22 protein-coding genes are annotated in these 22,249 nt (G+C 73.7%); 7 read left to right on the top strand and 15 right to left on the bottom strand.

The genetic code is table 11. The features are described 5' to 3' along the window. Positions 1-72 precede the first annotated feature (72 nt). Genes OG488_RS02530 through dhaK form a run of 3 tightly spaced genes read right to left on the bottom strand, consistent with a single transcriptional unit; the run spans position 73 to position 2,136 of the window. Positions 73-483, bottom strand: a complete 411-nt coding sequence (locus OG488_RS02530) for a PTS-dependent dihydroxyacetone kinase phosphotransferase subunit DhaM (protein WP_329225480.1) — start codon at positions 481-483, stop codon at positions 73-75. Continuing rightward, positions 480-1,097 carry a dihydroxyacetone kinase subunit DhaL gene (gene dhaL / locus OG488_RS02525; protein WP_329225479.1) on the bottom strand — a complete coding sequence of 206 codons (618 nt, stop codon included), beginning with the start codon at positions 1,095-1,097 and terminating at the stop codon, positions 480-482. The genes OG488_RS02530 and dhaL overlap by 4 nt, the downstream gene beginning before the upstream one ends. A gap of 46 nt (positions 1,098-1,143) precedes the next feature. Next, positions 1,144-2,136, bottom strand: coding sequence for a dihydroxyacetone kinase subunit DhaK (gene dhaK / locus OG488_RS02520; protein ID WP_329225478.1), 993 nt, complete (start codon positions 2,134-2,136; stop codon positions 1,144-1,146). 242 nt (positions 2,137-2,378) lie between these two features. Between dhaK and OG488_RS02515 the strand changes: the two genes are divergently transcribed. Further along, entirely contained in the window at positions 2,379-3,458 is a 1,080-nt protein-coding gene (locus OG488_RS02515) for an NAD-dependent epimerase/dehydratase family protein (protein ID WP_329225476.1), read from the top strand. A 62-nt stretch (positions 3,459-3,520) separates the two neighbouring features. On the opposite strand, the gene OG488_RS02510 is transcribed toward OG488_RS02515, so the two are convergent. Both OG488_RS02510 and OG488_RS02505 read right to left on the bottom strand, forming a co-directional pair. After that, complete coding sequence (locus tag OG488_RS02510) at positions 3,521-4,663, bottom strand: sensor histidine kinase (RefSeq protein ID WP_329225475.1); 1,143 nt, start codon at positions 4,661-4,663, stop codon at positions 3,521-3,523. A gap of 4 nt (positions 4,664-4,667) precedes the next feature. Further along, positions 4,668-5,438: a response regulator transcription factor gene (locus tag OG488_RS02505; RefSeq protein ID WP_329225474.1), complete on the bottom strand. Its 771-nt coding sequence runs from the start codon at positions 5,436-5,438 to the stop codon at positions 4,668-4,670. Between the two features lie 116 nt (positions 5,439-5,554). On the opposite strand from OG488_RS02505, the gene OG488_RS02500 reads away from it, so the two are divergent. Genes OG488_RS02500 through OG488_RS02490 form a run of 3 tightly spaced genes read left to right on the top strand, consistent with a single transcriptional unit; the run spans position 5,555 to position 7,730 of the window. Continuing rightward, positions 5,555-6,295 carry a glycosyltransferase family 2 protein gene (locus OG488_RS02500; RefSeq protein WP_443074200.1) on the top strand — a complete coding sequence of 247 codons (741 nt, stop codon included), beginning with the start codon at positions 5,555-5,557 and terminating at the stop codon, positions 6,293-6,295. After that, positions 6,292-6,951: a TIGR04282 family arsenosugar biosynthesis glycosyltransferase gene (locus tag OG488_RS02495; RefSeq protein WP_329225469.1), complete on the top strand. Its 660-nt coding sequence runs from the start codon at positions 6,292-6,294 to the stop codon at positions 6,949-6,951. The genes OG488_RS02500 and OG488_RS02495 overlap by 4 nt, the downstream gene beginning before the upstream one ends. Further along, the gene (locus OG488_RS02490; RefSeq protein WP_329225467.1) at positions 6,948-7,730 is read left to right on the top strand and encodes a class I SAM-dependent methyltransferase; all 783 of its coding nucleotides are present in this window, start codon (positions 6,948-6,950) and stop codon (positions 7,728-7,730) included. Before OG488_RS02495 ends, OG488_RS02490 begins: the two co-directional genes overlap by 4 nt. Positions 7,731-8,040: 310 nt before the next feature. On the opposite strand, the gene OG488_RS02485 is transcribed toward OG488_RS02490, so the two are convergent. Next, positions 8,041-9,303, bottom strand: coding sequence for a molybdopterin-dependent oxidoreductase (locus tag OG488_RS02485; RefSeq protein WP_329225465.1), 1,263 nt, complete (start codon positions 9,301-9,303; stop codon positions 8,041-8,043). Between the two features lie 164 nt (positions 9,304-9,467). Here OG488_RS02485 and OG488_RS02480 point away from each other — a divergent pair, with 164 nt between their 5' ends. Further along, positions 9,468-10,889 (top strand): hypothetical protein, encoded by a 1,422-nt coding sequence (locus OG488_RS02480; protein WP_329225463.1) that lies wholly within the window; start codon positions 9,468-9,470, stop codon positions 10,887-10,889. 12 nt (positions 10,890-10,901) lie between these two features. Here the strand turns inward: OG488_RS02480 and OG488_RS02475 are convergent, their stop codons facing one another. Together OG488_RS02475 and OG488_RS02470 are read right to left on the bottom strand one after the other, a co-directional pair. Beyond that, the gene (locus OG488_RS02475; protein ID WP_329225461.1) at positions 10,902-12,092 is read right to left on the bottom strand and encodes a glycoside hydrolase family 26 protein; all 1,191 of its coding nucleotides are present in this window, start codon (positions 12,090-12,092) and stop codon (positions 10,902-10,904) included. A gap of 93 nt (positions 12,093-12,185) precedes the next feature. Beyond that, on the bottom strand, positions 12,186-13,493 hold the full coding sequence (locus OG488_RS02470; RefSeq protein ID WP_329225459.1) for a cytochrome P450: 1,308 nt from the start codon (positions 13,491-13,493) through the stop codon (positions 12,186-12,188). Positions 13,494-13,683: 190 nt separating this feature from the next. On the opposite strand from OG488_RS02470, the gene OG488_RS02465 reads away from it, so the two are divergent. Both OG488_RS02465 and OG488_RS02460 read left to right on the top strand, forming a co-directional pair. Then, complete coding sequence (locus tag OG488_RS02465; RefSeq protein WP_329225457.1) at positions 13,684-14,136, top strand: tyrosinase family oxidase copper chaperone; 453 nt, start codon at positions 13,684-13,686, stop codon at positions 14,134-14,136. A 19-nt stretch (positions 14,137-14,155) separates the two neighbouring features. Beyond that, positions 14,156-15,016, top strand: coding sequence for a tyrosinase family protein (locus tag OG488_RS02460; RefSeq protein WP_329225455.1), 861 nt, complete (start codon positions 14,156-14,158; stop codon positions 15,014-15,016). Positions 15,017-15,130: 114 nt separating this feature from the next. On the opposite strand, the gene OG488_RS02455 is transcribed toward OG488_RS02460, so the two are convergent. The 7 genes from OG488_RS02455 to OG488_RS02425 form a co-directional block, all read right to left on the bottom strand. Further along, entirely contained in the window at positions 15,131-15,442 is a 312-nt protein-coding gene (locus OG488_RS02455; RefSeq protein WP_329225453.1) for a chaplin, read from the bottom strand. Positions 15,443-15,552: 110 nt separating this feature from the next. Then, a complete protein-coding gene (locus OG488_RS02450; RefSeq protein WP_329225451.1) occupies positions 15,553-16,719 on the bottom strand; it encodes a GNAT family N-acetyltransferase in 1,167 nt (388 codons plus the stop codon). After that, a complete protein-coding gene (locus tag OG488_RS02445; protein ID WP_329225449.1) occupies positions 16,716-17,384 on the bottom strand; it encodes a lipopolysaccharide biosynthesis protein in 669 nt (222 codons plus the stop codon). The genes OG488_RS02450 and OG488_RS02445 overlap by 4 nt, the downstream gene beginning before the upstream one ends. Continuing rightward, positions 17,381-18,526: a glycosyltransferase gene (locus OG488_RS02440; protein WP_329225447.1), complete on the bottom strand. Its 1,146-nt coding sequence runs from the start codon at positions 18,524-18,526 to the stop codon at positions 17,381-17,383. The genes OG488_RS02445 and OG488_RS02440 overlap by 4 nt, the downstream gene beginning before the upstream one ends. Beyond that, a complete protein-coding gene (locus tag OG488_RS02435) occupies positions 18,523-19,284 on the bottom strand; it encodes a polysaccharide deacetylase family protein (RefSeq protein WP_329225446.1) in 762 nt (253 codons plus the stop codon). The genes OG488_RS02440 and OG488_RS02435 overlap by 4 nt, the downstream gene beginning before the upstream one ends. After that, on the bottom strand, positions 19,274-20,890 hold the full coding sequence (locus OG488_RS02430; protein WP_443074199.1) for a lipid II flippase MurJ: 1,617 nt from the start codon (positions 20,888-20,890) through the stop codon (positions 19,274-19,276). The genes OG488_RS02435 and OG488_RS02430 overlap by 11 nt, the downstream gene beginning before the upstream one ends. Then, positions 20,887-22,248: an O-antigen ligase family protein gene (locus OG488_RS02425; protein ID WP_329225443.1), complete on the bottom strand. Its 1,362-nt coding sequence runs from the start codon at positions 22,246-22,248 to the stop codon at positions 20,887-20,889. The genes OG488_RS02430 and OG488_RS02425 overlap by 4 nt, the downstream gene beginning before the upstream one ends. Position 22,249 lies beyond the last annotated feature (1 nt).

Raw genomic sequence — 22,249 nt, 5'->3', positions numbered from 1 at the left:
CGGTGACCTGAGGCCGGGTGCGCCCACCCCGCACCGGCCACCCCTCCCTACGGGGGCGCCCGGCGCGGTCCGTCACGCCTTCCGGTAGCCGTACGCGTCCGCGGCGGCCGCCTCCACGGTCTCCAGATCGCCCCCCGCCGACGCGGTCACCAGCGCGGCGACCGCTCCCTCGACGAACGGAGCGTCCACCAGCCGGGCCCCTTGCGGCAGTTCACCGCCCTCCGCGAGCATGGACTTCACCGTGAGGACCGCACTGCCGAGGTCCACGAGCAGCGCGACGCCGGCGCCCCTGTCCACCCTCCTGGCCGCCTCGGCGATCAGTTCCGTACTCGTCCCGAGGCCTCCGGCCGAGGTACCTCCCGCCGCCGCCACCGGAGCCGTCGCACCCCCGGCCGCCAGTCCCTTCGCCAGCTCGACGACGGCCTCCGCCACCGGCCCGCTGTGCGAGACCAGCACGATTCCGACCTGCTTCCCCCCGCTCACGCGTCGCCCCCACCGCTCGGTCCCGCCGTCTCCGCGAGCGCACCCAGAAGCAGCGCCGAGGAGGCGGCGCCCGGATCCTGGTGCCCGATGCTGCGCTCGCCCAGATAACTGGCCCTGCCCTTGCGCGCGCGCAGCGGCACGGTCTCCAGGGCGCCTTCCAGAGCCGCGTCCCGCGCCCGGTCGAACGAGGCGCCCAGCACCTTGACCGCCGGGAGCAGCGCGTCGAGCATCGTCTTGTCGCCCGCCTGCGCCCCGCCGAGCTGCGCCACCGCGGCGACACCGGCTCCGAGGGCCTCGGCCAACTGCTCCCGCGTCACCTCCTGCGCGTCGCCCAGGGCCTTCCCGGTGCGGCGCAGGAGCGTCCCGTACAACGGCCCGGACGCTCCGCCGACCGTCGAGATCAGATGCCGGCCCGCCAGCGTCAGCACCGTGCCCGGCGCGGTGGGGGCCTCCTTGTCGAGGACGTCGCTCACGGCCGCGAAGCCGCGGCGCATGTTGCTCCCGTGATCGGCATCCCCGATCGCGGCGTCGAGCTCGGTCAGCCGGTCCGCCTCCCGGTCCATGGCAGCCGCGGTGGCGGCCATCCAGCGACGGAAGAAATCGGTGTCGAGCACAAGGTCTCCTGTTCCTCACACACGGTGGAAAGAGCGGAAAGCACGGTCACCGGCCCCAGCGGAGGGCGGGCGTCTCCACCGGCGCGTCCCAGAGCCGCACCATCTCCTCGTCCACCTGACAGAGCGTCACCGAGCAGCCCGCCATGTCGAGCGACGTCACGTAGTTCCCCACCAGCGTACGAGCCACCGCCACGCCCCGCTCCGACAGCACCCGCTGCACCTCGGCATTGAACCCGTACAGCTCCAGCAGCGGTGTCGCGCCCATGCCGTTGACCAGCACCAGTACGGGTCCGTCCGGCCGCAGGTCCTCCAGCACCGCGTGGACCGCCACGTCGGCGATCTCCCCGGACGTCATCATCGGGCGGCGCTCCCGGCCCGGTTCACCGTGGATCCCGATCCCCAGTTCCAGCTCGCCCGGCGGCAGGTCGAACGTGGGTGTGCCCTTCGCCGGAGTGGTGACGGAGGTGAGCGCCACCCCGAAGCTCCGGGAGGACTCGTTCACCCGGCGGGCCATCGACTCCACGCGCTCCAGCGGCGCGCCCTCGTCGGCGAGGGCACCGGCGATCTTCTCGACGAACAGGGTCGCCCCGGTGCCGCGCCGGCCCGCCGTGAACGTGCTGTCGGCCACCGCCACGTCGTCGTCGACCAGGACCCGGGCGACCTGGACGCCCTCGTCCTCCGCGAGCTCGGCGGCCATGTCGAAGTTCAGCACGTCCCCGGTGTAGTTCTTCACGACGAACAGCACCCCCGCGCCGCTGTCGACGGCGGCGGCGGCCCGCACCATCTGGTCGGGCACCGGCGAGGTGAAGACCTCCCCGGGACAGGCCGCGGACAGCATCCCCGGCCCGACGAACCCCGCGTGCAGCGGCTCGTGCCCCGACCCGCCGCCGGACACGAGCCCGACCTTCCCGGCCACCGGCGCGTCGCGCCGCACGACGAGACGGTTCTCGACGTCCACGACGAGCTCCGGGTGGGCGGCGGCCATTCCGCGGAGTCCGTCCGCGACGACGGTCTCCGGCACGTTGATGAGCATGCGCAACGGTTCCTCCTGGGGAGAACGCCGGCCGGCCGATCGTGCTGACCGGCCGTCAGCGTGAATCCGATCAACTTGTCTCAATGCGTACGGCACCCAGTATCGAAGAGACCCCGGTGATCGGGAAGCGACGCGTCGGAACGGACGGCGGGGGACCTGGGTCGGGCCGCTCCCGCCGTTCTTACGGTCCGGTGACGTGGGCGTGCCGCGCCGCCCTCACGGCCTCCGTTCCGCCTAGCGTGGCGGCCATGCGCGTACTGGTCACCGGCGGAGCCGGCTTCATCGGGTCGTACATCGTCCGGACCCTTGCCTCCGGCGGGCACGAGCCCGTCGTCCTCGACGCCCTGCTGCCCTCCGCACACGGACCGGGCGGGGCGCGAACCTCCATGGCCGAGAGCGTTCCACCCGGTGTCCGGACGATCGTCGCGGACGTACGCGACCGCGACGCGGTCGCCCGGGCGCTCGCCGGGATCGACGCGGTGTGCCACCAGGCGGCGATGGTCGGCCTCGGCAAGGACTTCGCGGACGCGCCGGAGTACGTCGGATGCAACGACCTCGGCACCGCCGTCCTGCTCGCGGAGATGGCCGCGGCCGGGGTCCGCGGCCTCGTGCTCGCCGGCTCGATGGTGGTCTACGGCGAGGGACGGTACGACTGCCCCCGGCACGGCTCGGTCCGGCCCGGTCCGAGGGCGGTGCCCGATCTGGACGCCGGACGGTTCGAGCCGCTGTGCCCTGCCTGCGGTGCCGCGTTGGTGCCCGGCCTCGTCACCGAGGAGGCCGCCGGGGACCCCCGCAACGTGTACGCGGCGACCAAGCTCGCACAGGAGCACCTCGCCTCCGCCTGGGCGCGCGCCACCGGCGGCCGGGCCGTCTCGCTGCGCTACCACAACGTGTACGGCCCCGGGATGCCGCGCGACACCCCCTACGCCGGGGTCGCCTCGTTCTTCCGCTCGGCCCTGGCCCGGGGCGAGGCGCCCCGGGTGTTCGAGGACGGCCGGCAGCGGCGTGACTTCGTGCACGTACGCGATGTCGCCGCGGCCAACGCGGTGGCGCTCGCGGCCCTGGGGGAGCGCGGACCGGGGAGGTTCGACGCGTACAACACGGGAAGCGGTACGCCGCACACCATCGGCGAGATGGCCCGGGCGCTGTCCGCCGCCCACGGCGGTCCTGATCCCGTGGTCACCGGTGAGTACAGGCTCGGTGACGTCCGGCACGTGACCGCCGACTCGCGCAGGCTCCGTGAGGAGCTCGGCTGGAAGCCGGAGACGGACTTCGGCGCGGGGATGCGGGAGTTCGCCACGGCACCGCTGCGGGGCGCCGGGGAGTGACGCCCCGGGTCCAGGAGCGGTGACGCGCGCCCGGGCCCCGACGTCCCGGGGGTGACGGCCGCTCAGCCGGCCGCCGGGGCGACGGCGGGCCTCTCCCCGGCCGCGGCGGGGAGGGTGACCTCGAAGCAGCAGCCGCCCGTCACATTGCGTACGTCCGTCCGGCCGGAGTGCGCCTCGACGATCCCGCGGACGATGGCGAGCCCGAGGCCCGCGCCCGCCGGCGGGGTCCTGGCGTGGCTGCCCCTCCATCCCGTGTCGAACACGCGCGCCAGATCCTCGGCCGGGATGCCGCCGCACTCGTCGGTGACCGAGACCACGACCCCCTCCGGAGAGCGCCGCGCGGCCACCGCCACCGTGCCGTCCGAGGGGGTGCGCCGGATCGCGTTGATCAGGAGATTGCCCATGACCCGGCTCATCTCCTTGCTGTCGACCTCCACGGGGACGGCGTCGATCCGCTCCCCGACCAGGCGCACCCCGTGTTCGCGCGCCAGGGGGTGAGCCCCGGCGAGGGCGTCCCCCACCAGGTCGTGGGCGGAGACCCGGGTGGGAGCCAGCGTGAGGGAGCCCGCGTGGATCCGGGAGAGTTCGAAGAGGTCCCCGACCATGTCGTTCATGCGCTCCACCTCCTTGCGGATCTGCCGCAGGTAGCGGCCGGAGTCGACGGCCAGACCGTCCTCCAGCGCCTCGGACATGGCACGCAGTCCGGTCAGAGGGGTCCGCAGATCGTGCGAGATCCAGGCCACCAGCTCCCGGCGCGACCTCTCCAGAGCCCGCTCCCGCTCCCGGGAGTTCTCCAGCTTCGCGCTGGTGGCCGCCAGTTCGCGGGTGAGCGCCGCGAGTTCCGCGGTGGGCTGCTCCGCCGGGGCGGCGAACGTGCCTCCGTCGCCGAAGGAGCGGGCGGCCAGCGTCAGGTCCCGGCTCCTGGCGGCCACCCAGCGGCCCAGCAGCACCGCGGTCGCGAGGGAGACCACGGCGGCCATGGCGACGACCGTCGTCACCACCGTCAGATCGTGCGGGGAGAGGAACATCGCCCAGGCCACGGTCAGGGTCCCGGCCAGCATGGCCGCCACGGCGACGGAGGCGACGACCGTCAGGGAGACCGCCAGGGGGCGATGACGGAGGAGCCGCAGGGCGAGGGCGCCCATCAGCCCCGCCGCGGCGGCGCCGAGGAAGGCGAACAGCGCGATGAGCAGGATGTCGGTCACGCGCTCAGCTCCCGGGAGCGGGGTCGGCCGGCGGGTCCAGGCGGTAGCCCACACCCCACACCGTCCGGATCAGACCGGGGCGGGCGGGATCGTCCTCGACCTTGCCGCGCAGACGGCGTACGTGCACCGTCACCGTCGACAGGTCGCCGAAGTCCCAGCCCCAGACCTCCCGCATCAGCTCCTCGCGGGTGAACGCCTGCCCCGGGTGGCCGAGGAGGAACGCCAGCAGGTCGAACTCGCGGAGCGTGAGCGAGAGGTCCCTGCCGTCGCGGGTCGCGCGGCGGGCCGAGCGATCCAGGCGCAGCCCCGCGCCGCCGAGGACGGCGGGGGAGAGGCTCTCGTCCCGGCGCCCTCGGCGCAGGACGGATTCGACGCGCAGCACGAGCTCGCGCGGGCTGAACGGCTTGGTGACGTAGTCGTCCGCCCCGGTCTCCAGGCCGAGGATCCTGTCGTCCTCGTCCCCCCGCGCGGTGAGCATGATGACGGGCACCGGCCCCCGCGCCCGCATCCGGCGGCACACCTCGAAGCCGTCCATGCCGGGCAGCATCAGGTCGAGGACCACGAGATCGGGCCGCCGCGCCGTGAACCGCGCGAGGGCCGCGGGCCCGGCGTCCGCCTGCTCGACGTCGTAGCCCGCGCGCTCCAGATACCCGGTGGCGACCTCGGCGACGGTCGGATCGTCGTCCACGACGAGTACGCGTCCGCGTGAGCCCCCGTCACGGGGGCCCGGTGGCGTCGCGGCGCGCACGTCCGGAGGGGAGGAGGTGTTCTGCATACCGCCCACTGTGGCACTGCCGGCCGCCCGGACGGACGGGCCGTCGGCCGCCACACGGTCGACGTCCACGTTTCGTAAGAACCTGAAGACCGAAATGCCCGATTGTGCTCCGTAGGGTGATCCACGTGACCGACACTTCTCCGGCTGACGCCACCGACCCCGTCCGCGCCGACATCGTGCTGCCCTGTCTCGACGAGGCCGCGGCCCTGCCCCTGGTGATGGCCCGTATCCCGGCCGGGTGGCGGGCCATCGTGGTCGACAACGGTTCCACCGACGGATCGGCGGACGTCGCCCGCTCCCTCGGCGCGACCGTCGTGGACGAACCGCGCCGTGGCTTCGGCGCCGCCTGCCACGCGGGGCTGCTCGCCGCCGAAGCGGAGTACGTCTGCTTCTGCGACTGCGACGGCTCCCTCGACCCGGCCCTGCTGCCCGGCTTCGTCCGGCGGATCGCCGACGGCGAGAGCGACCTGATCCTCGGCAGGCGTCGTCCGACGGGCCGCGGCGCCTGGCCGCCGCACGCCCGGGCAGGCAACTTCGCCCTGTCCCGGATGCTCCGAAGCCGCACGGGCCTGCGCCTGCACGACCTCGGACCGATGCGGGCCGCGCGCCGGGAGGCTCTGCTGGCGCTGGACCTGACGGACCGCCGCAGCGGCTACCCGCTGCAGATGGTGGTGCGCGCCTCGGACGCGGGACTGCGTGTCGCCGAGACGGACGTGCCGTACGTTCCCCGAACCGGGACGTCCAAGGTCACGGGTACGTGGCGCGGGACCTGGCACGCCGTACGGGACATGCGCGCGGTGCTGCGGGAGCCGCAGCGGCCGGGCAGCCGCGACGTCCGGGCGGAGGTGGCACGATGAGCGTGCCCCCGCTTCCCTCCGGAGCGACGACCCTGCTGGTCATCGCGAAGGAACCGGTCCCCGGCCGCGTCAAGACCCGGCTCACGCCGCCGTTCGGCCCCGAGGAGGCGGCGGCGCTCGCCGCCGCGGCGCTCGAGGACACCCTGCGGACCGTGCTCACGCTGCCCGCCCTGCGGCGCGTCCTCGTCCTCGAAGGGAGCCCCGGCCCCTGGCTGCCCGACGGCTTCGACGTGGTGCCGCAGAGCGCCGGCACACTCGACCGGCGGATCGCCGAGGCGTTCGGCGGGTGTACGGGCCCGGCCGTCCTCATCGGCATGGACACCCCCCAGATCACCGAGCCCCACCTCGCACCCGCGCTCGCCCCCGACGCCTGGGACGACTGCGACGCCTGGTTCGGGCCGGCCGAGGACGGCGGCTTCTGGGCCCTCGGCATGGCCGCGCCCGACCCCGCTCTCGTCCAGGGTGTCCCGATGTCCCTCCCGTACACCGGAGGGCTCCAGCGGGCCCGTCTGGCGGACGCGGGGCTCACCGTCCGGGACCTCGCGGAACTGCGCGACGTGGACACCGCCGACGACGCCCTGCGCGTCGCCGCCGAAGCCCCCGGGGGACGGTTCGCGGCCGCCCTCTCCCGTCTGGGCCGGCCGGTGGTCCGATGAGCACGGTGACACCCGCCCCGGGCCCGGGCCCCGCCGCCTGGGCGACCGACCCGTACGCCCGCGCGCTGAGCAGGGGCCGCGGCCCGCTCTTCCTGCGCCGGGCGGACGGCTGGCTGCTGCCGCTGGACGTCGAACGCTGGTGCGCGGACGCCGACGACGCCGACCTGTCGGCGCTGCGCCGCAGCGAGGGCCCGGTCATCGACATCGGCTGCGGTCCGGGCCGGCTGGTCGCGGCGCTGGCCGCACGAGGGCACCGCGCCCTGGGCATCGACGTGAGCGAGGCGGCCATCGGACACACCCAGCGGCTCGGCGGATCGGCGCTCCGCCGGAGCGTGTTCGAACCGCTGCCGGGCGAAGGACGCTGGGGCACCGCTCTGCTCATCGACGGCAACATCGGGATCGGCGGCGACCCCCGGGCGCTGCTCCGCCGCGTCGCGGCCCTGCTGGCACCGGGGGGCCTCCTCATCACCGAGGCGGCCGCGCACGACGTGGACGAGCAGGTGCAGGTGCGGCTCGACGACGGCCGGGGGACGGCGGGGGCCACCCCCCACTTCCCCTGGGCCAGGGTCGGTGTGTCCGCCCTCCTCGCGTACGCGCGGTCCGACGGCTGGAAGGCAGCCGATCAGTGGGAGGCCGACAGCCGCCCCTTCCTCGCCCTGCGGCGCGCCCGCACCGTGCGCAGCACGAACCAGAGGGCCGACACGGCGAACAGCGCGGCCGTGATCAGCAGCCAGTTCCCCAGGAACCTGCCGGACGACATCCCGCTCGCCAGCTCGTAACGCCCGGAGCCGCCCACGATCAGCGGGAACCACACGAGCAGGAGCAGCCCGGACAGGAACACCGGTACGCGTACGAAGCCGACCGCACCGGACCGGCGCGCGCGGGGCACCCGCAGCGCCCGGTCCGCCGACGTGTACAGCGGCACCAGCACCAGGTCGTGGACGAGTGCTGCGCCGACGAACCACACCAGGATCAGAAGGGTGTCCCCGTCCAGCAGCCGCACCCCCGCGTATCCCGCGAGGGCGAGCGACGCGGCCATCAGCAGCAGGTGCAGGGGACCCTCTCCGTACCACCGGCGGAACAACCTCATCACAGCTCTCCGAACGTCAGACGGGTCACCCATTTGGTGTTCATCACTCCCGGGGCGGCGGGCACGATGACGCGCGCCGGGTAGCCGTGGTCCATCGACAGCGCCTCGCCGTTGACGCCCAGCGCCAGCAGCGACCGGGCGTCACGCACCTGGTTGTCCCGGAGCGCCACCGTCCGGAACGGCCCGCTGCGCTGGAGCGACTCCACCAGCACCCCCGGCGCGTCGTCCGCGTAGCCCGCGAGCACGGCGAGATCGCGCAGACGCACCCCGCGCCACCACTGGTCGGACGTCGACCAGCCCTCCACGCAGGCGATCGGCAGGGCCGCGCTGTACTGCTCCATGGCCGCGAGCTGATCCCGCGAGAGGCGGATCTCCCCGGCCGGTCCGACGAGCGTGAGCCGCCAGCGTCCCCCCGTCTCCGCCGGCACGATGCCGGCCTTCGCGGCGGTCTTGTTGATCTGGAAACCGTTGGGCCCCGGCCCCGGTTCGGCGCCGCCGCGCGGGGTCAGCAGAGCGGTCCTCCGCAGCGGGTCGAAGCTCCGGCCCGCCGAGGTCAGCAGAAGGAGCAGTGACCCGGCCCCCACCATCGCCAGGGCGCCGCGCCGGGAGACGGTCGGCTCGGCGGGATCCGGTGACGCCAGCTCGTCCTTCTCCGCCGGAGGGATCCCGTCGCGCAGCACGCGCAGCGCCCGGGGGAGCTTCAGCGCCGTATGCGCGGCGAACGCGGCGAAGAAGACCCACGCCCCGTAGAAGTGCAGAGGATAGAAGGACCCCGGGAAGACGTACTCCAGCTGGATGTTGAGCAGCCCGGTGAGGAACTCGAAGAGGGCACCCCCGACGAGCAGCAGCAGGGAGAGGCGCTCCAGGGCGTGCCCCACGGACCTCGCCGGCGGCAGCCTGAAGAGCTTCGGCACCACCGACCACAGCTTGGCCAGCAGCACCGGCACGAGCACGATGCCGAGCGTGACGTGCACCCCTTGGTTCAGCCGGTACAGCCAATGGGGTCCCGTCGGCCAGTCGAACAGGTAGAAGCCCAGCCACCCCTTGTCCGGCGTCTTGTCGTTCACGGCGGCCAGACCGGGGTTGTACGCCGCGTACGAGAGCAGTCCCGTCACGAACATCAGGGTGAGCCCGGCGAGGAGCACCACACCGAGGACGGCCGTGAACCTGACCCCGCGCACCGGACTGCGCCAGAAGGCGGGCTCCGTGGGGAGGGGCAGGGAGGAGAGATGCGCTGCGGCTTTCCGCCGTGTGTCGCCCATGGGCCGACGTTATGCCGGGGACACCGCTCCGGCCCGGTCACGACTCCTGACGAAAGTCTGACGTCGCCGTTTCGGCCCCGTGCCCGCGGCGTGAGATCTGACGGTTGTGTGACGCGGCTGCGTCGCACCGCCCCCAGGGCCCTTCCGGTGCGTAGCGTGCCTGCGTGACGACCGAGGAACGCAGCGAACCCGTCCGCCCACTGGACCCCACCGGACCCGCCCGCCCCACCGCACCCGTGCGCCGCACCGGGAGCCGCCGGGACCTGACGGCCGCGGCTGCGGGAGGCCTGCTGGTGGCCGTGGCGTGTGTCCTGGGATGGGCCGTCCAGGAGAGCAACGGCAGCCTGCAGGTCCACTGGCCCCCGCTCCTGGCCTCCTGGGACCCCCACATCGGCCCGGGGACACCCGCCGCGCTCGCCGTGGCGGTGGCGGTCGTCGCGTACGGCCCCCGCTCGGCCGAGCGGCTCCCCTGGCGCCGTCTCCTCCTCGGCTCCTGGGCCGTCTCCGTGGCCTGGATCCTCTCGCTGGCACTCATCGAGGGCTGGTACCGGGGAGTCGCCCGCAGGCTGACCACCAAGCACGAGTACCTGCGGGTCATCGACCGCTTCGACGACGTCGGAGCCGCCCTGCGCGGATTCACCGACCACATCGTGATCGGTCCGCCCGGCAACTGGCCCGCCCATGTGGCCGGACACCCGCCGGGCGCCACCCTCACCTTCGTCGGCCTGGACCGGATCGGGCTCGGAGGCGGGGCCTGGGCGGGGATGTGGTGCATCGTGCTCGGTGGCTCCGCCGCGGTGGCCGTCATGGTCGCCCTGCGCGCCCTGACGGACGAACACCTCGCCCGGCGGGCAGCGCCGTTCCTCGTCCTCGCCCCCTTCGCGGTCTGGACCGGGACCTCCGCGGACGGTTACTTCGCCGCTGTCGCCGCCTGGTCCGTCGCCCTGCTGGCCCTCGCCGCCACACGCGCGGTCCGGTTCCCCGCAGCCGCCGCGCTCGGCTCGGGACTCCTCTTCGGGTTCACCTGCTACCTCAGCTACGGCCTGACGCTCGTGGCGGCCCCGCTCGCCGCGGTCCTGGTGATCACCCGGACGGTGCGGCCGCTCGGCCTGTTCGCGCTGGGTGCCCTGGCCGCTCCGGTCGCCTTCACCCTGGCGGGATTCAACTGGTGGGAGGCCTACCACCTGCTGGTCGAGCGCTACTACCAGGGCGCGGGGGGCGTGCGGCCCTACTCCTACTGGGTCTGGGCGAACCTCGCCTGCACCACCCTGGCCGTGGGCCTCGCCACCGTGGCCGGTCTGCGCCGTACGGCGGCGGCCGCCCCCGCCGCCGTACGCGCCCTGCCCTCCGGCACCACCACCGCCGTGCAACGGCTGTCGCTCGTCACCCTGACCGCGCTCCTGGCCCTCCTCGTCGCCGACCTGTCCGGGATGAGCAAGGCGGAGACCGAACGGATCTGGCAGCCGTTCATGGTCTGGCTGCTGCCGGCCACCGCCCTGCTGCCCTCCGGTGGACGACGCGGCTGGCTCACCGCCCAGGCGGCCGTCGCCCTCCTCGTCAACCACCTGCTGTGGACGGGGTGGTGAGGGGGAGGAGGATCAGTCGCGCACGCAGAACTCACGGTCGCTCAGCCACTGGCCGAACCAGTCGCTCAACGGGACGGTGATGCACCATCCCTCGTTCGTGTCCGGCGTGGGAACGGTCGGCGCGGGCTTGCCGGGCTCCGGCGTCGTCGGCGTCCCGCTCGGGTCGGTGGCGGGCGTGGACGGCTCGGCATCCGGCAGCCCGCTCAGCATCTCGCGGAAGATCCGCGAGGACTCCGGGTTCTCCGCGCACTGCCACACACCGTGCGGGCAGTAGTCCGTGATCGTCTGGTACACCGGCTTGTGCAGGTCGATCCACTCCAGCATGCGGCGCATGTACTCGGGGTTGTCGCCGTTCCGGAAGAGCCCCCACTCGGGGAAGGAGATCGGCTTGCCGTGCTCCGCCGCGAAGTCGACCTGCTTCTGCAGACCGTACGGCTCGTTGACCTGCTCGTCGAAGGTCCGTGCCGGAGGCTGGTCGTAGGAGTCCATCCCGATGATGTCCACGACGTCGTCGCCCGGATAGCACTCCGTCCAGGGCACGGCGTCCCGTCCCCTGCTCGGTGCGAAGTCGAAGCGGAACTCCTGGCCGGGCACGGACCGCATCGCGGTGACGATCCGGGTCCAGTACGCCTTCCACGCGACCGGGTCGGGACCGCACCGGTGCGTGTACGTCGTCCCGTTCATCTCCCAGCCGAGGACGATCACGGTGTCCGGCACGCCCAGCAGGACGAGCCGCTCGGCGAGTCTGCGGAAGTGCGCGTCGAACCGTCCCGCGGCGCCGTCCCGCAGCAGGCCGCGGACCTCGCTGTCGGAGACGTGCTCCTCGTTCCGCTCCAGCATCGGGGTGTTGAGCACGAACATCCGGTCGTCGGCGGCCTTCCGCCAGGCCGCCCACGAGGCGAGGAAGCCGGGGCGGCCCTCGATGTTCTCCCACAGGTCACCCGGAAGGTAGCTGTGCCCGACGCGCAGCTCCGTACCGCCGAGCCAGCGCGACAGCTCTCCCATCCGCTGTACGCCCTCCGGCCCGTAGTTCAGATAGGCGCCGATGGCGGTGGTCCCGTCCGGCGACGGCACCCCCTGCTCGGCGCCCTTGCCGGCCTGCGTGTCCGAGGCGTCGTGGTCGGCGAGGACGGCGCCGCCGACGAGGAGGCAGAAGGCGGTCGCCCCGATGCCGAAATTGATGAGACGGCGCTGAACGGGCACGGCTCCTCCTTGGATTGCGGCCTGTCTCCGACCCTGTCGACCCTAAGGAGAAAGACTCAACAACGAGCTGTGGGAGCGCCCGTGAATAGACCATTAGCGACACGCGGAGGTTCGGAGCGAGCCGTTCGGGTGACCTTTTCCGAAGGTGAAGGGAAGGGAGCCGACACGGTTGTCGAAATTCGAATGGACCAGGCCGGGTTCCGCCGTCGTCCGGATGCCGTCCAGCCGTGTGAGCATTTCCCGGAAGAGGGCCTTCATCTCCAATTTGGCCAGATGCGCCCCCAGGCAGTGGTGAGGGCCCCCGCCGCCGTATCCGAGGTGCGGATTGGGTGACCGGGTGATGTCGAAGGCGTCGGGGTCGTCGAAGACGGACGCGTCGCGGTTCGCGGACGCGTAGAGAAGGACGACCTTCTCCCCGGGCAGGAAGGTGTGACCGCCGAGCGCGCACTCGGCCGCCACCGTCCGGCGGAACTGGATGATCGGCGTCGAGTGGCGGACGATCTCGTCGACCGCCCCGTCGGCGTGACGCTCGAAGTCGGACTCCAGCAGCGCCCGCTGTTCCGGATGCGCGCTGAGCAGCACCAGCCCGTGGGCGATCGCGTTCCGGGTGGTCTCCACACCGGCCACGAGCAGCAGGGAGAAGAAGGCGCCGAGCTGCCGCGAGGACAGGGCCTGTCCGTCGACGTCCGCACGGACCAGGGCGGAGATCATGTCGTCCGCCGGTACGCGGCGCCTGTCGCGGGCGATTCCCGCCATCTCCAGCTGCATGCGGGCCAGTGAGCGCAGGCCCCGCCCCGGCACCCTGATCCGGGCGCGCCCGCGTCGCTGCACCCCGACGTACTCCGACGCGTGGTCGATGCGCGCCGCGATGCCGGCCCGGTGGCGCGGGGGGATGCCCATCAGGTCGCAGATCACCTCGAACGGCATGCGGGCGGGTGCCGCGCGCATGAAGTCCCCCGGGCCCTCGGCGGTCATCTCGTCCACCAGCCGCCGGGCGACGGCACCGATGTTCTCCTCGGCCGCGGCGAGCAGCCTCGGGGTGAAGGCGCGGGAGATGGTCCTGCGCAGCCCGGCGTGCTCGGCGCCGTCCATGTTCACCATGGAGTTGCCGAACACCGCCTTGGCCCAGGGCGCGGGCTCCGGGAAGGTGACCCCCGGCGCGCTGGCGAAGACCTGCGGCTGCCGGCTGGCCGCCTTCACGTCCGCGTGCGTCACCAGGGCGTGGAACGGGGCGCGCGACCCCGTGCGGGGCGTGAAGCGGACCGGTGCGCCGAGCTCGCGCAGTCGCGCGAACGCGGACAGACGTTCGGACCGGGGCAGCCGCCAGAACTCCGGGTCGGCCAGATCGGCGACGGCTGTCACTCGTGTGCTGTCCGTGGGCACCTGTGTCGGCGCGTTCATCACAACCTCCGGGAGCTCGGACCGCCATGCTGGCCCGGCGGGCGGCGCCGGGCGGCCGACACGGCCGGGCGCGCCGGAGAATTCCCACGGTCGCCCGATGCCCTGCGGACGAGAACCGTTCGCGCCCCGTCTCGTTGCGCACTCGAGCGAGACACCTCGCAGCAGCGGACGAGAGGGAGGTACACCCACCATGAACCCGACCACCGGCACGAGCGGGGAGCCGGCCGGCGCCCCGCGGCCGGCCCGCCGCGCGGTGCTGCGCACCGTCTTCACCGCGGCCGTGATCGCCGGAACCGGCGGCGCTCTCGCCCCGGTCCTCGTCGACGGCCCGGAGCCCACGCCCCCGGCCCAGGAACGCGACGCCGTGGGCCCGGAGCGCTTCTCCGAGCGGTACAAGGGCCGCGAGATCAGCGGCACCGCCACGGCCGTCGTTCCGGCCGGCGCGGGAGCCACCGCCGTGGCGCACGGCATCGACGTCCGCGTCGACGGACGGGCCCTGCACGTGATGCGGCGCGCCGACGGCAGCTATCTCAGCACCGTCAACCACTACGAGTCGTTCCCGACCCTCCTCGAGACGGCACGCGCGGCGGTCGACGAACTCGGCACCGCCCAGCTGTCCGCCGTCTCTCCGCACACCATCTGAGCCCTAAGGACGAGCACGGGTGTACAGCCGCAAGAACCAGCGCGATCTCACGCGCACCGAGAAGAAACGACTCGTCGACGCGATCCTGGAACTGAAGCGCTCGGGACGCTACGACGACTTCGTCAGCCTGCACCGGGAGTTCTACGTCACCGATGCCGAGAGCAGGCCACGGCCGGCCCACATGACCCCGTCCTTCTTCCCCTGGCACCGCAGGTACCTGCTGGAGTTCGAGGAGGCGCTGCGGAGCGTCGACCCGCGTGTGTCGATCCCGTACTGGGACTGGACGCGGGACCGCACGCCGAGCGCCTCGCTCTGGGCGGAGGACTTCCTCGGCGGCAACGGCAGGCCTGGTGACCGGCAGGTGATGACCGGGCCGTTCGCCTACCGGCAGGGGAACTGGCGCATCACCGGAGGCGTCACCGACGACCCCTTCCTGCGGCGCAACTTCGGCCGGCCCTCCTCACCCGTCACCCTGCCGGGTGCCGCGGAGGTGGACCGCGCGCTGGGCGACCCCCTCTACGACGCCGCGCCCTGGAACAGCGTCAGCGCCACCGGCTTCCGCAACAGGATCGAGGGCTGGGGCATCAAGGGCGGCAGGGGCGTGGCCAACCACAACCGGGTGCACCGCTGGATCGGCGGGTCGATGGCGGGGGCGGCATCGCCCGACGACCCGGTCTTCTGGCTGCACCACGCGTACATCGACCTGCTCTGGACGCGCTGGCAGAGGGCCCATCCGCGCTCCCGCTACCTGCCGGCCCGCGCGCTCCCCACGGACGACCCGCAGGGCGAGTGGATCTTCGCGCTCGACCGGCCGATGCCGCCCTGGGACGTGAAGCCCTCGGGGCTCATGGACCACACCCGGTTCTACCGGTACGTCTGAACGCGCGCGGCCCCGCGCGGAACGAACCAGGCGCGGAACGGACGCGGAACGGCCCGGGCCTCCCCTCTCCGCCCGGAGGCGGGGAGGGGAGGCCCGGAAGGTGCTGCGGGGAGATCAGTGGCCGTAGCCGTACTCGCCCTCACCCTTGTCGTCGTGGCTGTCCTCGTGGACCTCCTCGTGGCTGTCCGACACGTTCGCGCAGGTGTTGCCGAACGCCGGGTTCAGCAGGGCGATCACGTTGACCGTGTTGCCGCACACGTTGACCGGGATGTGGACGGGCACCTGGACCACGTTGCCCGAAAGGACACCGGGGGAGTGGGCGGCCACGGCCCCCGCACCGGCGTCGGCGGTCGCCATGCCGGCGCCGCCGGCGATCAGGGCACCGGTACCGGCCATGACGGCGGCCACCTTCGAGATACGCGACATCAGTTCTCCTTGAGAAGTTCGGAACCGGCTGCTGAGCCGCGGCCGGTCTGCCTGGACAACGCGGAAGTCGACAGACGGTAACGGATCGCCGCAAAAGTCATCATCCTGGCTCAACTCCGGCCGATGAACGCAAGCCCGGCGGCCGGGAGCTCACTCAGCCGGCCACGCCAGCCCCGGGCGGCGGGGAAGCGGGACTTCACCGTCTCCGCGGCGCGGTCCCGGACCGTCACCTGGGCCTCGCGCAGCCGCAGCAGCGGGTCCAGGGCGGAACGGGCCAGCAGCAGACGCTGGTTGACGACCGGCACGGGACTCCAGTTGCCCTTGTACTGCTCCGCGCCGCGCAGCAGACTCAGCACCCCGCGGTCCAGGCCCCCGGCCTCCCGCGCGATCTCGCGGAGCAGCATCGAGGAGACGTCCACCTTCCGTTCCCTGAGCCGGGGATCGGCCCCGTAGAGGTAGCCCCCGGTCAACTGGGCGGACCGGAAGGACAGGTCGGCAGCCACCACCTCCCCGTCGAGGACGAACTCCCTGACCGAGGCCTCCCCGTCGCGCACCATCCGGCGGGTGGAGCGCACCAGGTGGGCGCAGAAGCGGGGCCGCAGGTGCTCCGGGTTGACGCCTCTGCCGAGCCACTGGAGTTCGTGCAGGCGCAGCAGCGTGCCGATCGCGCTCGCGACGCGGTGCACCGGCGCCGGCCGGCACTCGATGCCCAGGGTGTCGATCCTGCGCAGCTTGGCGCGGGCCCGCTGGGCGCGTGAGCCGGTCATCCGGCCGATGAGCGCCTCGATCGGCTCGGCGGGCAGTTCCATGCAGGTCGAGTCCGTGAGGCTGCTCCGGGCGCCGGACCACGCGTCGAACAGCAGGTTCGCCGAGGCGTCGGGCCGCACCTCACGCAGGTCCACGACGGCGTGCGCGGCGGCCCGGTGGAGCCCGCGCTCCAGCGCGGTGACGGCCGCTACGGCGTCCTCGCCGTCCACCAGGATGTCGAAGAAGTCGGAGATCGAGCCGCCCATCGGCACCAGCAGCGGCATCGGGCGGTGCGCGAGCATCAGCGGGGCCGCGCCGATCAGCCGACCGTCCCGGCGCGCCAGGAGGACCCTGAGCCGGCCGGAGGTCCCGTAGGAGAGCCACCAGGAGTGGAGCCACGCGTGGCTCTGGAACGGTGTGGCGGTGGGGCAGCGGCGGTGCAGCGCGTCCCACTCCGGCGCGAGGTCCGCGAAGTCGGGGAGGTCCCGGCAGAGGGTGACGGTGAGCCGTCCACGGTGGTCAATGTTCATCGCACGAGCTCCCTTTCCTCTGCGGTGCCGCCCTGGGACGGACCCGGTACCTGCGCCGTGGCGCCCCGGCGTCCGGGGCGGGGGCGGACGAGCAGGACCAGCCCGCCGAGGAGTCCGCCCGCGCTCGCGCCGACGGCCGTGCCGAGCGGCACCGAGGGGGACACGGGGTCGACCGGCGGCACGGCGTGGGAGAACTTGATCAGCTTCACCCCGGTCTCCTTCGCGACGTGGCCGCTGCTGACGACCACGGCCTCCGCCACCGCGTTGGCGATGTCCGCGGCGCGGCCCCGGTCGGCCGACGTCCCGGTGACCGCGATCATCGGCGAGTCGGGGGAGGTCTCGGACCGTACGTGGGTACGCAGTTCGCGCACCGGCTCCCCGGCGGCCCCCCTGGCGTACGTGAGGGTCGCGTCACTGGTGGCCAGCCGTCCGTACGACTGCGCGTACCCCAGCGCCGCGGCCGGGTCGACGTCCTTGCCGGCGGTGACCATGGCGTAGCTGGTGGCCGCGTACCGGGGTGTGGCGAGCGTGCCGTACGAGAACCCGCAGGCGGCTCCGAGCAGGACGCAGACGGGCAGGGGCCACCAACTGGGCGGTGCGGATGCGGGGCGTAGCCTGCGGAACCGTCCGGGGACGGCCGGCTGCTGCTCGGGCGACTCGGTCATGGGTGTGCTCTCTCGGTCGGGGTGACTGGGGCGGTGTCGACGGCCTGCGCGTAGACGTCCATGAGGCGCCGGCTGCTGAGCCTGATGTCGTAGTGGTCGACGGCGGGGGGCGGGGACAGACGGCGGGCGCCGTCCTCCATGCGGTGCCGCAGGGCGGCCGTCAGCTCGTCCGTGGGGTCCTCCGCGCCGTAACCGATCCGGGTGGTGCCCGGTACCCGGCCGGCGGGGAGGTCCTCGATGGCGGGGCAGGCCGCGTGCACCACGGGCAGCCCCGCGGCCAGGGCCTCGACCACCGCGAGGCCGAAGGACTCCTCGCGCGAAGCGGAGACGAATGTGTCGATGGCGCTCAGCACCTCGGGAACGCCGGGCGTGGCACCCGGGGCACCGCACTCGCCGAGGAACCTGACGCGGCCGGCCACACCGAGCCGGGCGGCCAGGGCGCGGAGCGACGTGGCTTCCGGCCCGTCCCCGGCCAGGACCAGCCACGCGCCGGGGAGGGCGGCGACGGCCCGGATCAGTACGTCGAAGCGTTTTCCGGGGACGAGCCTTCCCACGCCCCCCACCACGAACGCCGTCCCGGGCAGGCCCAGCAGCGCCCGTGTGGAGCGCCGCCGTCCGGCGTCGAAGCGGAAGGCGTCCACGTCGATGCCGTTGGGCACGGTGTGGATCCGGGCGGCCGGCACACCCCAGGCGCGGAGTCTGCCGGCGACGGTGTCCGAGACGGCGACCGTCGCCGCCCCCAGCCGTTCGGTGCGCAGATAGAGCTCCCGGGTGCCGCGGGTGAGCGGCCGTCCCTCGATCTCCGCGCGCCCCAGCGAGTGCTCCGTCGACACGACGGTGGTCCCCGCGAGGCGCGCCGCGATCCGGCCGTAGACACAGGCCCGGTAGAGGTGCGTGTGCACGAGGTCGTACGAGCCCCGGCGGATGAGCCGGGCGAGCCTCGGCACCGCGCCGAGGTCCCGGTTGCTCCTCATCCCCAGGTCCCGGACACGGACCCCGTCGGCGCGCAGCCCCTCCGCGACCGCCCCGGGATTGGTGAGCGTCACGACGTCGCAGCGGACGGGCAGATGTCGCAGCAGCAGACGCAACTGCTGCTCCGCCCCGCCGACGCCGAGGCCGGTGATGACGTGCAGCGCCCTCACGCCGCCTCACCCGGCCCGGCGGAGCGGTGCCGCAGCCGGTGCCGCACCTCCTTGGCCCGAAGACGGGCACCTCGGTCGGCGTGGCTGACGTGTGTGCGCGGGAGGGCGAGCGGCCCCGCCAGGGAACCGGGCACGAGAGCGCATCCGTAGGCGTATCCGGCGTCCCGGACGGAGCCGGCCACCCGCAGGTCGGCCGTGCCGTACGGGTAGCAGAAGCCGGCCGGCTCCTGCCGGAGGATGCGGCGCAGCGCGTCCCGGCTGCCGTGCGTCTCCTCGCGCAATTCGTCGTCGGGGAGCGCCGTCAGATCCTGGTGGAGCATGCCGTGCGAGCCGACCTCCATGCCCGCCGCGGCGACGGTACGGATGCCCTCCTCGGTCAGCAGCGGTCTGCGCGGGCCGAGCGGATCCCAGGTGTTGGAGCCGCCCGGACGGCCGGGCAGGACGAACACCGTCGCGGTGCAGCCGTGCGCGCGCAGCACCGGGAGCGCCTCGTCGACGAAGTCGGCGTACCCGTCGTCGAACGTCAGCCCGACCAGGCCGCGCTGCCCGGTGGCCCGCGCCCGCAGCAGCGCGGAGATGCCCACCCCGGTCAGCCCACGGCGCCGCAGCCAGGTCAGCTGCTCGTCCAGGCGGTCGGCGGAGACGGTGATGCCGTACGGGTCGTCCGTGGGGTCGCTGACCGAGTGATAGGTCAGGATCCACGGCCAGGACCCGCGGGGGCGTGTCCTGGCACGGGGCGGTGAGGTGTCAGCGGCCATGGGGGAACCTCTGTCGGATGAGTGTCAGCAGATGAACGGCTTCGGGCGCTCGGAGTGCGAGCCCCGTGAGGAGGAACGCCGTGGGGACGACGAGGCAGCCGGCCGCCAGACCGGCCGGCGCTCCCGGCACGAGGCCGGTGGTCAGCCGGCAGGCGGCCACCGCGACCGCCGCGGCGGCGGCCGGGCGGGCCAGGGAGAGGGCGACGGCCCCGGAGCGTACGGCGACGGCCCGTGAGCCCAGCCCCAGGAGCATCAGCAGGGCGGCCGTGCTGATGCCGACGGCGTTGGCGGCGGCGATGCCGTCGACGCCGAACGGACCGGTCAGGAGCAGTCCGGCGACGGTGGTGACCAGGAGGCCGGCGCCCATCGCGCCGAGCGGGTACCAGGTGGGCCGGCCCGCGGAGAAGAACGGCCTGCACAGGGCGCCGACCAGGGTGTGGCCGAGCAGACCCAGGGCGTAGACCCGCATCACACCGGCGGTGGCGGCCGTGTCCGCCGGTGTGAAAGCACCACGCTGGAAGAGGACTTCGACGATCTGGGGAGCGCAGCCGAGGACCGTCGCCGCACCGAGCAGCACCACGGTCCCGGCCAGGGCGAGATCCCGCTCCACCCGCCGCCGGGCGCCCTCCCCGTCCCCTTCGGCCATGGCCCGGGCCACGACGGGGAAGGTCACGGTGCAGATCATCATGGACAGCACCATCGGCAGCTGGGCCACCTTCTGCGCGTAGTTGAGGTGGGAGATAGCCCCGTCCGGCAGGGACGAGGCGAGGAACCGCTCGACGAGGACCTGCGCCTGACGGCTCACCACGAACAGGACGACCGGTGCCAGGACCGTGGCACCGAGCAGGGCGGGACCGCGCTTCCGCGCCGCCCTCCGCCCCTTGCGCCACGGCACGAGCCGCACGAACGTGGGCAGCAGGGTGAGGATCATCAGCAGGCTGCCGACGGCGACCCCGGCGGCCGCGGCGCGTACCCCCCAGACGGAGTGCAGCGCCAGGGTCATGCCGATGATGCCGACGTTGTACGCGATGTAGACACCGGCCGGGGCCAGGAAACGGCCGTGCGCCCGCAGTGCCGCGCTGAAGTACCCCGTGACGCCGAAGGTGAGGACCGTGACAGCGGTCAGGCGCGTGCAGTCCACCGCCAGCCGCGGATCGTCGAGTCCCGGCGCCAGGACGCCGACGGCCCAGGGGGCGCCCCACACCAGCAGGCCGCCGGCGCAGGCCAGTGCGGCGAACAGCCGGGGGAGGGTGGCGGCCACCAGCGCCCGGACCGGATCGTCTCCGTGGCCGCCGGCGGCCCGCCGGGTCAGCGCCAGGCTGAACGCCGGAACGAGCAGCAGCGCCATGCCGTCCTCGATCAGCAGGGTGGCCGCCATCTCCGGCACGGTCCAGGCGATCAGGAAGGCGTCGCTGGCGTGACTGGCGCCGAAGAGCCTGGCGACGGCCTGGTCCCGGACGAGCCCCAGCAGGGCGGCGACGACGGTCAGTCCCGCGGCGCCGCCCGCCGCACGGGCCAGGAAGCGCCCGGACCGTACCGCGCCGTCGGGCGGGGACGCCCCTGCGACCGTCTCCTCCGGGGCCCGGCCCGTGGCGGTCCCGCTCACGCGGCGTCCGCCCTCTCCGGTCCGGCCAGGGCCCACCACGCGGCGAGGCCGAGCACGATCCCGGTCAGGACGGTGGAGGGGCCGCCGATGTCCGCGTAGAGGAAGTCGACCGTCTGCCAGGTCATCAGCCCGACGGCGGCGAGACCGCAGTCGACGGCAGCGGCCCCCCGTGCCCGGCAGGAGACGAGCCGGCACACCCCGCCGACCAGGAGCGCCGCCCAGGACCCCACCAGTGCGACGAAGCCGACGAGCCCCTGCTCGCTCAGGACGAGGAGGTACATGTTGTGGGGGGAGAGCAGGGGCTGCTTGCGGAACTCCTGCCCGGCCCCCGCCGTGTCGCTGCCGGCGGACAGCCCGATCGAGGCGTGCCCGTCCCGGTGCGCCGGGAAGCCCTTGAGGCCGACGCCCGTCGCCGGCTGCTCGCGCCACATGCCGGCCGCTGCCGCCCACATGGTGTAGCGGTCGTTCACGGACCGGTCGGGCGCGCTGGTCACCTCGGTGATGCTGGTGAGCCGCTGCGAGATCATCTCGGACCCGACGCCGAACCCGCCCACGAGCACGACCCCGGCCGCGCCCAGCACCGCCAGGGCGCGGACGGCCTGCCGGAGGCCGGTCAGCGCGATCACGGCGAGGGCCCCCGCAGCCGTCGCGATCCACGCCCCGCGGCTGAAGGACAGCGTGAGCGGGACGACCAGCAGCGCGGCGGTCACCCCGGCCCAGAGCCTCGGACGGCGAGATGTGCCGGACCGGGCGCGGAGGGCGTACGCGACGGCCGCGACCAGCCCGTAACCGACGACGGTGGCCATGCCCATCACATCGCCGGGGCCGAACGTGCCGACGGCGCGGATGTCCTCACCCATGTAGGAGGCGCCGGAGCCCGTGACGTACTGGTGCACGCCCGTCGCGCCCTCGATCAGCCCCAGCAGGACGAGGGCGCCCGCGACGGCCCGGAATCCCTGGGCGTCCCGGACGAGGAGGAGGACGGCGGCCGGCACCAGGACGAAGATCTGCAGGTACCGCACGAACCCCGGCAGAGCCGCCATCGGGTCCGCGGCGGTGACCGTGGCCAGGGCCAGGCCCACCACCGGCAGTCCCAGCACGACCGCCGCGGCCGGTGTGAGCGGCCGGCGCCGCCGGCCCAGCAGGAGGCCCGCGCAGACGAGCACGGCCGCTCCGGAGAGGAGGTCGGCCGCCGGGACACCGAACACGGTTCCGGCCCCGGTCCCGTCGGCCGGCACGGCCACGAGCAGGACCGTCGCGATCAGCGGCAGCAACGGCCACCGGTGGGCCCACGCGCGAGGGGGCGCCTTCTCCCGGGCGGCCGGTACGGCGGGCGCCGCGGTCAGGGTGAGGGTCACG

This window comes from Streptomyces sp. NBC_01460 (assembly GCF_036227405.1).
In the GTDB taxonomy this organism is placed as follows: Bacteria; Actinomycetota; Actinomycetes; order Streptomycetales; family Streptomycetaceae; genus Streptomyces.
Note: the sequence above shows the minus strand (reverse complement) of the source record. Positions and strands in the feature narration are given on the sequence as shown.